Consider the following 12,798-nt stretch of genomic DNA (forward strand, 5'->3'; position numbering starts at 1 on the left):
AGGGGTTTGCTCAATCCAGAGTGATGGGACCATCCTTTAACCGTCTTTTCACCACGCCTCTATCTGAATGAGGAAATGCCACCCAGGTTTAAAAAGGTCTGCGATGGGGCAGTTTTTGGGCGAACTTTGAGAATGGCAGGGCAAATTCTTTCTCCAGCACCTTTGCCGTTGCTCGCAGTTCTTCCCAGACGGTTTTTGCCGGCGCATACTTGAAGGCAAACACGATCAGATTGCCATAAGGCTCCGCCAGTATGGTGGCAATACGTCCCGCGAAGCTGTTTTCAAGACGCGCGAGATATTCGCGAACTCTTCCGTCCCGGCTGAGCAGGTTGACGACCAGTATGCCATTTCTCGTCAATGCTTCACTTGCCTGATCATAAAAAGCCTGCGTGCATAGAGAAGCCACTTGCCTGCCATCGTCGAAACCATCGACCATCAGGATGTCTGTGCTGGCTGGATGGGCAGCAATATACTCACTGCCTTCCGCGATCAGCACCTCCAGGCGCTCGTCGTCAGCCGGCACATGGAATTGGCTGCGCGCGACCGAAACCACCTGGGGATTGATTTCGATCACGGTCGTATTGACCGTTGGCAGTTGCCAGTAAACAAATTTAGTCAGCGAGCCTCCTCCCAGGCCGATCATGAGAATATTTGGGTCGTGGGCGAAACAGCAGGAAGCACATCATGCACTGGGTATAGGCCAGCTGCAACTCATTCGGGGCAGCGATGCGCATTGCGCTCTGTACCATGCTGCTCCCCAGGTGAAGCGAGCGGATACCGTACTCTTCACTCAGGTGAACGAGGCCAGCGTCTGCGAGGGGCGGATTTCGGCTGACGTTTGCCTGCCGTTCGCGGCGTTTCAGAAATCGGTTCATGAAAGGAGTCTTTCCTTATCCCGTTGCTCCTGCCGTTGCCATTGGCGCGGACAAGCTTTACAAGCCGTTCTTTTTGACCTAGGTTTAGATTGAGCGCATACCGGCATGATGTAATCCGGTTCGGGTTCGTGTCGAAGGGGAGGCAGAGTTTTGCAGGCAGGCATCAAATTGATCACGGTTCTGGTCTTCTCTTTGTGCGGGACCCTGCTGGCGGCATGCGCAGGCATCGGCTGGGAGGAGTCGTCGTTTACTCACGGAGGAAAGGTCAGCGGAAAGCTCACTGCACTTGCCCGCTGCACCGTCGACCAGCTTCAATCCGATAGTCGATGGATGATCCGCACCCTGCAATATCAGGTTTTCAGCTACCCGGATATTGCGGCAATGGAAATCTATGCCTATCCTGAAGGTGCACTCGCAGGCACCTATGCGCGCAACTCCCCTTCCAATCCCGATGCAGTGATCAGATACGGCCTGCCTACCCCCATCATTCATCCCGGCAGACCCGGCAGCAATGCTGACGAGGAAGTGGATCGCGATTATTCTTTCGTTCTTACCTTGAAACGAACGGATAATGCTACGGCATTTGCCACCGTCAGTGGAAGGAAATATGAAAGCCGGATTGCGTGGGACACGCTGGAAGACTGCGCGGCTCCCGAATAACTCCTGCTGAAAAAGCTGGGGAATGGCCGCATAAAACGTAAAAAAACATAAAGCCAGCTTTCCTGATTTTCCCTCGAAACACGCATAAAAAAAACAACTTTGCGAATAAAAAATTGCAGATGCCGCGATACCTGTAACTTCAGGGGCGCGCCGGGTAGAATGCGCGGGCAATATGGAATCGGGAATTGAAGGTGAAAATGATGCGCCTATCCAAATCAGTGGCAACATCCAGGTTCGCAACAGTCGGCCCGGTGTTGATGTTGTTCGCCTCTCTGGCTATCGCAGGAGACTTCGAGGATGGAATGAAGTTCGTTCTCAGCAAGGATTACGCCAGAGCAGTGAAATCTTTCCGCAAAGCGGCCAACGAAGGCAACCCCGACGCGCAGTTCAATCTGGGCGTGCTGTATTCACGGGGTCACGGCGTGCCGCAGGATCATGAACAAGCCGCCAAGTGGTACCGCAAGGCGGCGGAGCAGGGGGACGCACCGGCGCAATCCATGCTGGGGTACATGTATCTGAAAGGCCAGGGCGTCCCGCAGGATTATCAACAGGCAATGTTCTGGTATTTCCGGGCGGCCGACAGCGGATATGCCGTGGCGCAATACAATCTCGGAGTGATGTATGCGAAAGGCCAGGGCGTGGAAAAGGATTATCGGCACGCCCTCTCCTGGTATCTGAAAGCCGCGGAGCAGGGACATGCACCTGCGCAGGCAATCATGGGATTCATGTATCTCAAGGGGCAGGGAGTCGAGCAGGACGACCATCAGGCCGTATCCTGGTATCGCAAGGCAGCCGAGCAAGGGTACGCAGAGGCGCAATATGCTCTTGGCGTGCTCTATGCCAAGGGCCGCGGAGTAGCGCAGAGCCATCAGGAATCCGCCTCCTGGTACCGCAAGGCTGCTGAGCAGGGGAACGCGGATGCACAGTTCAATCTCGGCATGATGTTCGCTGCGGGAGAAGGAGTCGCGCAGGATTATCGGCAGGCGGCATCCTTGTATCGCCAGGCGGCCAATCAAGGATATGCGCGTGCCCAGTTCAAGCTGGGGGTGGCAAATGCCAAAGGACGGGGTGTTCGTGAGGACGCTTACGAAGCAGCGGCATGGTATCGTAAAGCGGCTGAGCAGGGCTATGCTCCTGCACAGTTCAATCTCGGCGTGATGTATGCGACGGGTAAAGGCGTCCTTCAGGATGATCGCCAGGCGGTGTCATGGTATCGCAAGGCGGCCGAGCAAGGAGATCCGGATGCGCAATATAACCTGGGGGTAAGGTATGACACGGCGCGAGGCATCGAAAAGGATACACAACAGGCAGTAGCCTGGTATCGCAAGGCGGCCGATCAAGGATATGCGCGGGCGCAATACAGCCTGGGTGTGAAGTATGACAGCGGGCAGGGAGTACCGCACGATTACGCGCAGGCGTTAGCATGGTACCTGAAGGCAGCGGAGCAAGGGCATGCGGGCGCCCAGACCAATCTCGGCGTGCTGTATTACAATGGCAATGGCGTGAAACAGGACTATGTGGAAGCCGACAAATGGTTCAGCATCGCCAGCGCCGGCGGCTACGAGGATGCCAAAGAGAATCGCGAACTGATGGAAAAGCTGATGACACCGATGCAAATCGGTGATGCGCGACGCGAGGCGGATGAATGGGCAAGAGCAAACCAAAGGTAATTCTGTTACCGTTGCCACCTCTCCTTTCCGCTTCCATCAGGGATACCCGTGGAACGAACCGTTCTCTGCTCGTATTGAACAATCAACGCCTTGACCGTTGCAATCGGTAAAGTGTACTTTGGACTCAGGTTGATTCAGAAAGCGCTTTGAAAATACGACTTTTATAATCTCCAGCCATCGATCGGGTGCATCCTTGGAATCGCGAGCCGGGAATCAGGAAATGCGGCCTGTAGAGCCAGCCGTGGCCAGCAACCGGATGCAGCGCCTGGCGACCGCGCTGCTGATCGTGATGCTTGCGGTTCTTGTTCTGGCCAATGTATTTCTTTCAGTTCATCCGTCGGTTGGGTACGTTCGCGCTTTTGCCGAAGCTGCGGTAGTGGGCGCGCTGGCGGACTGGTTTGCCATAACAGCGTTATTCCGCCAGCCTCTCGGCCTGCCGATCCCCCACACTGCAATCATTCCGCGTAACAAGGATCGAATCGGGGAATCGCTGGGACGCTTCGTGGAGAGCAACTTTGCTTCTCCCGAAGTGGTTGCAGCCAAACTCGCGAGTGTGGATTTGTCCGGAAAACTGGCTACGTGGCTATCCGAGCAGGGGCGTACCGACCTGTTCGCCGACTACGTGACGCGCCTGATTCCGGAATTGCTGGATTCGGTGGATGAGCGCCACGTGCAGCGTTTCGTTTCGGCCGGCATGCTGGAAAAAGCGGCCCGTGTCGATCTTGGCCCTTTGCTCGGCGAGGCGGTGGTGATGCTCACCGCGGAAAAGCGGCACCAGCGGCTGCTGGACAAGCTGTTGCGTGAGGCTGATGAATATGTAACCGCGAACGAATCACGTATTCGCCAGCGCGTGCGCGAAAACACAGCCTGGTTCTGGCAGCGGCTTTCGATGGATGAAAAGGTGGGGGAAAGCGTGGTGGCGGCGCTGCGTGAGGTTGTGGCAGAGATTGCGCGCGACCCTGAACACCCCCTGCGTTTGCGACTGGATGCTGCCATCGGCAAGCTTGCCTCTGACCTGGCTACTTCGCCCGAATATCGCGAGCAGATTGCCGCCCACGCCCGCAAACTGCTGGAGCATCCGGCCTTGCGGGACTACGCAGCTGGAGTCTGGCGCGACATCCGCAACGGGATGCGCGAGGACATCGACAGCGAGGAATCGGCAATCAGGGCCTGGATGCGGAGCGTCATGGGGTCCGGCGCCAATACGGTACTTCAGGACCCTGGCCTGCGAGAGCGGCTCAATAACTGGATGCGGGATGTGCTGGTGGAGGCGGTGCAGTCTCATCAGCGCGATGTGGGCAGGCTGATTGCTGACACCGTGCGCGAGTGGGATACGCAGACAGTCACTCGCCGCATCGAGCGGCAGGTGGGCGAAGACCTTCAGTACATTCGCATCAATGGCACACTGATAGGCGGACTGGTTGGTCTCGTGATCTACACCATCGCCCACGCCTTCGCTTAACCTCCAGCCTCCAAACAAGCTTCTCAGCAAACTTTCAAGAACAACACAAGTACGACAGAGTGATATACAATGATGTATATCGCTTTTGGAGGAAATCATGAGCCGTACGCTGGTGGATATACCCGCGAACATGCTGACGCAACTTACGGAACTGGCAAGGAAACTGGATATTCCGCGCGCGGAGTTGATGCGGAAGATACTTTCCACGGAGTTGCAAGCGATAGAGGCAGTGCTTCAGGAACACTATCAAGCCGACTCGATGGATAAAGCAATGGAGTTGCACAAGCAACTGCTGGAGGAGGTGGCTCTTAAGCTGCGCATTCAAGCGCATCCGCTGGATGCCGCATTTGGGTTGTGGAAGGACCACGCGGTGGATGGCGTGGAGTATCAGCGCAAGTTGCGCGCCGAATGGGACCGTGATCAATGAAAATTCAATGAAAATGATAAACGGGGCCAAGGTGCTTTTTGATACGAACATCCTGATCGATTACTTGAATGGGGTGCCGCAGGCAAGCGACACGTTGAAACAAAACCGGGGTGCTGCCATTTGCCCGATCACCTGGATGGAGGTCATGGTCGGAACACCAAAGGAGAAAGGGAGCCACGCGCGCCTTTCTCGGGTCCTTCAGGCTTTTCCCCTTCGATGACCGCATTTACGAGGAAGCCGTAACTTTGCGCAAGAAATACGGGATACGTCTGCCGGATGCACTGGTATATGCCACGGCACGCGTATACAAATACGTGTTGGCTACGCGCAATACCAGGGATTTCTCGGACAAGGAACCGGATATAACGATTCCATACCGTTTGTAGCACAACTTTCACCCGAACCAGGAAAAGTGCACCATCGATCCTAGCTTCGATCCATCTTCCGGTACTGCACCGCTTCCGCAATGTGGGCGCCCCTGATCCCCGGGTTTGCGGCCAGGTCGGCAATCGTGCGTGCGACTTTCAGGATGCGGTGATAAGCCCGGGCGGAAAGATTCAGGCGGCTGATAGCCTGCCTGAGCAGATTTTCCCCCGCCTTGTCCGGAATACAGTACTTGTCGATATCCTTTACTGCCAGATGGGCATTCGCCTTCCCCTGGCGCTCCAGTTGCCGTTGATAAGCGGTTTCGACGCGCTGCCGGATAATTTCGCTGGGTTCCCCCTGCGCCTGCCGCATCAGGTCCTCTTCGGGTGGAGCGGGTACTTCGATCTGTATATCGATCCGGTCCAGCAGGGGGCCGGAGATCTTTCCACGGTAGCGCGCCACCTGGTCAGGCGTGCAGCGGCATTTTCCGCTGAAATGTCCGAGGTAGCCGCAAAGACAGGGGTTCATGGCTGCGACCAGCTGGAAGCGTGCAGGAAACTCGGCCTGCCGTGCCGCGCGCGAGATCGTGATGCGTCCCGATTCCAGCGGTTCGCGCAATACTTCCAATACCTTGCGATCGAACTCTGGCAATTCATCCAGAAACAATACCCCGTTCACTGCCAGCGAAATCTCACCGGGACGGGGATTGCTGCCGCCTCCGACAAGAGCAACGCCTGAAGCCGTGTGATGCGGGGAACGATAGGGACGTCGCTTCCAGTTGGCAACGCTGAAACCGCCACTTCCGAGGGATTGCATTGCAGCCGATTCGAGTGCTTCCTCTTCGGTCATGGCGGGCAGGATGCCGGGGAGGCGTGCGGCCAGCATCGACTTGCCTGTGCCGGGAGGACCGATCATCAGGAGACTATGACTGCCTGCCGCCGCAATTTCAAGCGCACGCTTGGCCTGTGCCTGTCCCTTGACCTCTTCCATGCCGGGATAGCGAAGCGCACTTTCCGCACTCTCGCCCGCGCGTGCCCCCTTTTCGGAATAAAGCGAATAAAGCTGCAGAGGTTCACGCTCGGCAAGGTGGGCGCAAATCTGGAGCAGGGAAGTCGCGGGGTAAACCGCGGCTTCTTTGACCAGCGCCGCCTCCGCCGCATTTTGTTCAGGCAGCACGAAGCTGCGGCCCGAGCGGGCGGCGCCATAGGTCATGGCGAGCGCGCTGCGGATGGCGCGCAGTTCTCCGGTCAGCGCCAGTTCTCCCGCCCATTCATAATGGCCGAGCTTGTCCGATGGAATCTGGCCGGTTGCGGCCAATATGCCCAATGCAATCGGCAGATCGAAGCGGCCGCTTTCCTTGGGCAGGTCAGCCGGGGCAAGATTGACTGTGATGCGCCGGGGCGGAAACTCGAAGCGTGTATTCTGCAGCGCGGCCCGCACGCGGTCCTTGCTTTCCTTTACTTCCGCTTCCGGCAGACCCACGATGGTAAAGCCCGGCAGTCCGTTGGCAATGTGAACTTCCACTGTTACCAGTGGCGCCTCCATGCCAGCGATAGCGCGGCTATAGAGAACAGCAAGCGGCATGCAAAAAAATTCTCAACCGGAATGAATCGTCTGATACAGATAATAAACGGCAGAATTGAGCATTTCTTGCATGTTTAAAAACTGATGAGCCAAAATCTGGATGCCGTCTTATTCCGTCTCCGACAGATCGTCCAGCGTCTCCGGGGGAACATCCAGAGTGTTGGGCAGAGGGCCGCTCTTCGCAGCGCTTTCCAATGCTGTCACCCGTGTTTCCAGCGCGATCAGCTTTTCACGCGTGCGCTTGAGCACCTCCTGCTGTACTTCGAATTCCTCGCGCGTTACCAGGTCCAGGCGGGTGAACACTGCCCCGAGCATGACGCGAAGGTTCTTCTCGACATCCTTCACCGGGCTTTGCGCCACCAATTCATTGACTTTGGTTACAATTTCGTCCAGTACCTTCTGATTAACCATAATTCCTCCTGTTTCTGCTTCCCCACCGGACCGGTGAGAAGCGATACTTGATGTTAAAATCTCATACTTCGATCAAATAGGCAATCAGCAGATTATATGGAACGCTACCGTCTTCTGGAAAACTGGCTCGTCGCACAGTTTCCCGACAGGCAGTTTACCTTGTCGCCTGCTTCGGCGGATGCAAGTTTTCGACGCTATTTCCGCATCAAGTTCGACGACGGCAGAACCTTGATTGTGATGGACGCGCCACCGCAGCAGGAAGATTGCAGTTCCTTTTTGCAGGTGGCCAGCCTGTTTTCGGCGGCAGGTGTCCATGTACCGGAGATTCTGGCGCAGAATTTACCACGGGGCTTTTTGTTGCTGTCCGATCTCGGGAACACGACCTTTCTGCAGGCGTTGAATGGCAATTCAAACGGCATCGACAGCGTGGCCAGGGATGCTGACGCAAGCCGTTTATACAGTGATGCCACGAATGCGCTCCTCAAGATCCAGCTTGCGAGCCGGCCGGGCTTGTTGCCGGATTACGACGAAGCGTTGCTGCTGAGGGAACTGAATCTTTTTCCGGACTGGTATCTCGCGTATCATTTGCAGGTGACGCCTGTCACCAGCCAGAAGGCGCAGCTCGATGCCATTTTCCGGCTCATCCTGGAAAATAACCTGGCGCAACCCAGAGTTTTTGTTCACCGTGACTACCACTCGCGCAACCTGATGGTAACGTCACCCAGTCCGGGAATTCTCGATTTTCAGGATGCAGTGTATGGCCCCATTACTTACGATCTTGTATCCCTGTTCAAGGATGCATACATCCGCTGGGACGAAGAACGCATACTGGACTGGCTGATCCGCTATTGGGAGCAGGCGCGCAAGCTCCAGTTGCCGGTTGGAGCAAGCTTTGCGGATTTTTACCGCGATTTCGAGTGGATGGGCGTGCAGCGCCACCTCAAGGTCCTGGGAATATTTTCCCGCCTGAATTATCGCGATGGCAAGAGCGGTTATCTCAAGGACATACCGCTGGTGGCGGATTACCTGCGCAAGGCGTGCGAACGCTACCGCGAGCTCAATCCCTTGCTGACGCTGCTTGATCAGTGGGAGATCAACAAGCCGGAACTGAAAGTTGGCTATACTTTCTGAGAAGGCCGGAACCGGGTTCACGGCCATGATCCTTGCGGCTGGGCGCGGAGAACGCATGCGTCCCCTGACCGATACTTTGCCCAAACCCCTGCTGCGTGTGGGAGGCAAGGCGCTGATCGAATATCACCTGCAAAATCTCGCACAAGCCGGGTTTCGCGATATTGTCATCAACCACGCTCATCTTGGACAGATGATCGAAGCCGCGCTGGGCAATGGCGAGCGCTTCGGGGTCCGCATTCACTACTCGCCTGAACCCGCCGCGCTGGAAACCGCGGGTGGAATTGCGCAAGCCCTGCCTGTTCTAAGAGCGGGTGCTGGCAAAGGGCAGCGTCAACCCTTTCTTGCCGTGAATGCCGATATCTATTGCAGCATGGACTTCTCAACTTTGCTGCCGATCTTGCGCCGCATGCGGGATCATCCGGATAGCGCGCTTGCGCACCTGGTGCTGGTTGACAATCCTGCGCATCACCCGGCTGGCGATTTTTCTCTCGAATCCGGCAGGGTTACAGTTACCGGAAAAAAGAGGCTTACGTTCAGTGGGATTGGCATATACCAGTCCGAGCTTTTTCAGGATATCGTGCCTGGAACCGTGGCCAAACTCGCTCCACTGCTGAAGGAGGTCATGGCCAGGGAAAAAGTGAGCGGACAACGCTACTGCGGATCATGGGTGGATGTGGGCACCCCGGAACGTCTTCGCCTGCTCGACATCGATCTGATGCGGCCGGTGTCCTGAACTGTCTCCTGCCGCCTCCTGCTACCCTCCGGCACTCCGGAATCAGGCGGATCGGGATCGAGGGGGGGAGAATGAGCCGATTTGCTTTGCTTTATACATTCAGATACTGTAAAAATCATTGCTAATGACCTCTGTTAAATCCTTCGCCGATCGTCGCCATTCCCTGGCATGGCAAATGCAGGAAGGCGTTGCCATCATCCCCACTGCCGCTGAGCGCGTGCGAAACCGGGATGCGCATTATCCTTACCGCTTCGACAGTTATTTCTATTATCTGACGGGTTTTGGCGAGCCGGAGGCGGTGCTGGTGATCGTAGCGGGGCCCGTGGACGGCGTATCGAAACACATCCTGTTTTGCCGCGAGAAAAACGCCGAGCGAGAGATATGGGATGGGTACCGTTATGGCCCCGAAGCGGCCCGGGAAGCGTTCGGGTTCGACGAGGCTTATCCCATCTCTACGCTGGATGAACGGCTGCCCAAGCTGATTGCGGGACAACCGGCAATCTATTACTCGCTGGGTCACGACGCAGCCTGGGACAAGCGTGTAGTGGGATGGATCAATGAAGTGCGGCAACAGGTGCGCAGCGGCCTTACCCCTCCTGAGGACATTCGCGATATTCGCCGGCTGCTGGATGAGATGCGCTTGTTCAAAAGCCCTGAAGAGCTGCAAGTCATGGAGCAGGCGGCACGGATTTCGGCGGATGCGCATCGGCAAGCCATGCGGAAAACTCGAGCGGGCATGAGGGAATATGAGGTGGAGGCGGAGCTGTTGCGCGAATTCCGTCGCCATGGAGCTCAGGCGCCGGCTTACACGCCGATTGTTGCCGGCGGAGCGAACGCATGCGTGCTTCATTATGTCGAAAACAAGGACAGGCTGAATGAGGGCGAATTATTGCTGATCGATGCAGGCTGCGAACTGGACGGCTATGCGTCCGATATCACGCGTACCTTTCCAGTCAACGGAAAATTCAGCGCGGCACAAAAGGATTTGTACGAACTGGTGTTATATGCGCAGGCGGCGGCGATAGCCGAGGTAAGGCCGGGTAATTCCTGGGATGCCCCGCACAATGCAGCCATTGCCATACTCTCGCAGGGTTTCATTGAATACGGCCTGTGCCGCGGCAGCCTGGAGGAGGTCGTGGAAAAGGAAGGCTACAAGCGTTTCTATATGCACCGCACTGGTCATTGGCTGGGGTTGGACGTGCATGACGCCGGTGAATACAAGCAGAATGGAAGATGGCGCGCTTTACTTCCGGGAATGACCCTGACAGTGGAGCCAGGGTGCTACATCCGTGCTGCGGATGATGTACCCGCCCATTTTCATAATATCGGCATCCGTATCGAAGACGATGTCACCGTAACGGAGGAGGGATGTGAAGTATTGACATCAGCTGCTCCAAAGATGGTGGATGAGATTGAAGAACTGATGCGACGGAGGAAATCTAAATAATGGATGAAAACCCCCGAATAGTTATCAGGCGCATAACCCGCGACGGACGCACCGGAGCGCCGGAAGAGTCCGTCTTCAAAGCGGGTGGAGGTGGCGGTCGTTTGCTCACCTATCTGTTTCTGGTCCCCGCGGTTATCGTCATGGCGGTTCTCGGCATTTTCTTTTTTACCGCTTTTCTTGCATTATTTGCAGTCGCCGCTGGTGGTCTCGCGTTGCGGATATGGTGGTTGCGACGCAAGTTGCAGAAATCCGGGCAGGCTGCGGAAGGAAATTATGTTGTCATCGAAGATGCGGAAATTGTCGAAGAACGAGTCGACAAGACAAAAGGCCGCCAGGGACAGTAGTACCTGGCAGCAGCAGTAGCAGCCAGTAGTAACTAAGGGCAATAACAGAAACCCGCTTCACAAGTCAGCTTTTTCATGGTCGACGCTCAATATCAATATGACTACGATCTGATCATCATCGGCGGCGGTCCGGTGGGCATGGCATTGGCTCTCGCGCTGCGGAACAGCGGGTTGTCGATGCTGTTGCTGGAGGCGCGCGGGCTGCCGGAAAAAGCGGAAGATCCGCGTCCTCTGGCCTTATCCCAGGGCAGCCGGCTTGTCCTGCAGCGTCTGGGTGTCTGGAAGGCGCTACCCGACGTTACTCCTATCTTCACCATCCATGTCTCCAACCAGGGCGGGCTCGGACGGACCGTCATGATGGCCCGCGAAATAGGCGTGCCCGCTCTGGGATATGTAGTGAATTACGATGACGTGTTCCGTGCGATGCACGGGGCTCTCCAAAAGTGTGAAATGGATTGCCTGACAGGAGCGCAGGTAACCCATATGGAAACAGGCGATGTGTTTGGATGGGTGGAATTTGAGCATGGGGGGATAACAAAAAAGGCAACAGCCAGGCTGCTGGTGGTGGCAGACGGGGGCCGCCTCACTGCGCAGATCGAAGGCGTCACGCAGCAGGTGCATGACTACGAGCAATGGGCGATTGTTGCGCGTGTAAAGACCGAGCATTTTGAGGAGCATTTGGCGGAGCAGGTTTCCGGAACGGAATTATCAGGTACGAAACAAACATTTACCCGAATTCGAACGAGACCGGGAATGCAGTCTTCGCAGGCAAGGGCTGCGGAGATCGCTCCCGGAAGTCAACCGGGTGTGGCTTATGAACGCTTCACCCCGGAGGGCCCCGTTGCACTACTGCCTGCGGGTGATGGCTTTGCGCTGGTATGGACCGTTTCTCCCGACACGGCGCAGGAAATTCTTGGGCTGGATGACGCCGCCTTTCTTGAGCGGTTGCACGGCCATTTCGGCGATCGCCTCGGCAGATTCATTGAAGCCGGCAAGCGGTCCGGTTTCCCCCTTGCACTCAAGTATGCGACCCCTGTCACCGCCTCTCGTACCGTGTTGATTGGCAATGCCGCCCAGACACTGCATCCGGTTGCCGGGCAGGGCTTCAACCTGGGGCTGCGCGATGCGTGGGAGCTGGCTGAGGAAATCATCGCCTTTCCCGCTGAAACCGGTACGCCTGCCATGCTTGCCCGCTACAGCAGCAAGCGCCGCTTGGACAGCAGCATGGGACGTACCTTCACGGACTCACTGGTGAAACTCTTTTCCAACGACAATCCCTTCTTAGGCGCCATGCGCGGCATGGGGTTAAGCGCGCTCGACTGCCTGCCGCAACTCAAAAAGTTCGTTGCGCGGCGCATGATGTTTGGCGCGCGAGGTTGATCCTGAGGATGAAGTTGAGGTCGCGCAAGCCTGCTCCACCGTCTCCCCTGCCCATTCGTGAATCGCAAAAACGGATAAGGGTCAGAGCGGTTTGACAAGATAACGCGCCGGAAAAGGCTTCGCATGCATGGCGAAATCCGCTTTCCAGCAATGGATTTGCTTCGCCATAAATCGTCTGGTACTCTCTCGTTTCCGCGGCGGCTCTGCTCCCGAGGCCTTATCGAAAGGGGCAGAGCCCCTACTCTAATATCGGCAATAGCTGTTAGAATTACGTCCATTCTCATCCCTTGCCCGTCATCGCACTTTGG

At 56.5% G+C, this 12,798-nt stretch carries 14 protein-coding genes; 10 read left to right on the forward strand and 4 right to left on the reverse strand.

Annotated features, from left to right (window positions below; translation table 11 throughout):
* Nucleotides 1-88: 88 nt before the first annotated feature.
* Both ACZ5BW_RS00650 and ACZ5BW_RS00655 read right to left on the reverse strand, forming a co-directional pair.
* Nucleotides 89-643 carry a fused MFS/spermidine synthase gene (locus tag ACZ5BW_RS00650; protein WP_464541512.1) on the reverse strand — a complete coding sequence of 185 codons (555 nt, stop codon included), beginning with the start codon at nucleotides 641-643 and terminating at the stop codon, nucleotides 89-91.
* Nucleotides 612-875, reverse strand: coding sequence for a hypothetical protein (locus tag ACZ5BW_RS00655; protein ID WP_464541514.1), 264 nt, complete (start codon nucleotides 873-875; stop codon nucleotides 612-614). The genes ACZ5BW_RS00650 and ACZ5BW_RS00655 overlap by 32 nt, the downstream gene beginning before the upstream one ends.
* A gap of 150 nt (nucleotides 876-1,025) precedes the next feature.
* Here ACZ5BW_RS00655 and ACZ5BW_RS00660 point away from each other — a divergent pair, with 150 nt between their 5' ends.
* The 5 genes from ACZ5BW_RS00660 (at nucleotide 1,026) to ACZ5BW_RS00680 (ending at nucleotide 5,480) form a co-directional block, all read left to right on the forward strand.
* A complete protein-coding gene (locus ACZ5BW_RS00660) occupies nucleotides 1,026-1,535 on the forward strand; it encodes a hypothetical protein (RefSeq protein WP_464541516.1) in 510 nt (169 codons plus the stop codon).
* Between the two features lie 197 nt (nucleotides 1,536-1,732).
* The gene (locus tag ACZ5BW_RS00665; RefSeq protein WP_464543740.1) at nucleotides 1,733-3,205 is read left to right on the forward strand and encodes an SEL1-like repeat protein; all 1,473 of its coding nucleotides are present in this window, start codon (nucleotides 1,733-1,735) and stop codon (nucleotides 3,203-3,205) included.
* 220 nt (nucleotides 3,206-3,425) lie between these two features.
* Entirely contained in the window at nucleotides 3,426-4,667 is a 1,242-nt protein-coding gene (locus tag ACZ5BW_RS00670) for a DUF445 domain-containing protein (RefSeq protein WP_464541519.1), read from the forward strand.
* Nucleotides 4,668-4,764: 97 nt separating this feature from the next.
* Entirely contained in the window at nucleotides 4,765-5,094 is a 330-nt protein-coding gene (locus ACZ5BW_RS00675; protein WP_464541521.1) for a hypothetical protein, read from the forward strand.
* A gap of 110 nt (nucleotides 5,095-5,204) precedes the next feature.
* Nucleotides 5,205-5,480, forward strand: coding sequence for a PIN domain-containing protein (locus ACZ5BW_RS00680; RefSeq protein WP_464541523.1), 276 nt, complete (start codon nucleotides 5,205-5,207; stop codon nucleotides 5,478-5,480).
* A gap of 40 nt (nucleotides 5,481-5,520) precedes the next feature.
* On the opposite strand, the gene ACZ5BW_RS00685 is transcribed toward ACZ5BW_RS00680, so the two are convergent.
* Both ACZ5BW_RS00685 and ACZ5BW_RS00690 read right to left on the reverse strand, forming a co-directional pair.
* Nucleotides 5,521-7,044 carry a YifB family Mg chelatase-like AAA ATPase gene (locus ACZ5BW_RS00685; RefSeq protein WP_464541526.1) on the reverse strand — a complete coding sequence of 508 codons (1,524 nt, stop codon included), beginning with the start codon at nucleotides 7,042-7,044 and terminating at the stop codon, nucleotides 5,521-5,523.
* Between the two features lie 108 nt (nucleotides 7,045-7,152).
* Nucleotides 7,153-7,455 (reverse strand): accessory factor UbiK family protein, encoded by a 303-nt coding sequence (locus tag ACZ5BW_RS00690; protein WP_464541528.1) that lies wholly within the window; start codon nucleotides 7,453-7,455, stop codon nucleotides 7,153-7,155.
* Between the two features lie 96 nt (nucleotides 7,456-7,551).
* Between ACZ5BW_RS00690 and ACZ5BW_RS00695 the strand changes: the two genes are divergently transcribed.
* The 5 genes from ACZ5BW_RS00695 (at nucleotide 7,552) to ACZ5BW_RS00715 (ending at nucleotide 12,490) form a co-directional block, all read left to right on the forward strand.
* Entirely contained in the window at nucleotides 7,552-8,586 is a 1,035-nt protein-coding gene (locus ACZ5BW_RS00695; protein WP_464541530.1) for an aminoglycoside phosphotransferase family protein, read from the forward strand.
* A gap of 25 nt (nucleotides 8,587-8,611) precedes the next feature.
* Nucleotides 8,612-9,319, forward strand: a complete 708-nt coding sequence (gene murU, locus ACZ5BW_RS00700) for an N-acetylmuramate alpha-1-phosphate uridylyltransferase MurU (RefSeq protein WP_464543742.1) — start codon at nucleotides 8,612-8,614, stop codon at nucleotides 9,317-9,319.
* A 124-nt stretch (nucleotides 9,320-9,443) separates the two neighbouring features.
* Nucleotides 9,444-10,766: a Xaa-Pro aminopeptidase gene (gene pepP, locus ACZ5BW_RS00705; protein ID WP_464541532.1), complete on the forward strand. Its 1,323-nt coding sequence runs from the start codon at nucleotides 9,444-9,446 to the stop codon at nucleotides 10,764-10,766.
* Entirely contained in the window at nucleotides 10,766-11,110 is a 345-nt protein-coding gene (locus ACZ5BW_RS00710; RefSeq protein WP_464541534.1) for a hypothetical protein, read from the forward strand. Before pepP ends, ACZ5BW_RS00710 begins: the two co-directional genes overlap by 1 nt.
* Nucleotides 11,111-11,185: 75 nt before the next feature.
* Complete coding sequence (locus ACZ5BW_RS00715) at nucleotides 11,186-12,490, forward strand: FAD-dependent monooxygenase (protein ID WP_464541536.1); 1,305 nt, start codon at nucleotides 11,186-11,188, stop codon at nucleotides 12,488-12,490.
* Nucleotides 12,491-12,798 lie beyond the last annotated feature (308 nt).

This window comes from Nitrosospira sp. TNL300 (assembly GCF_055385915.1).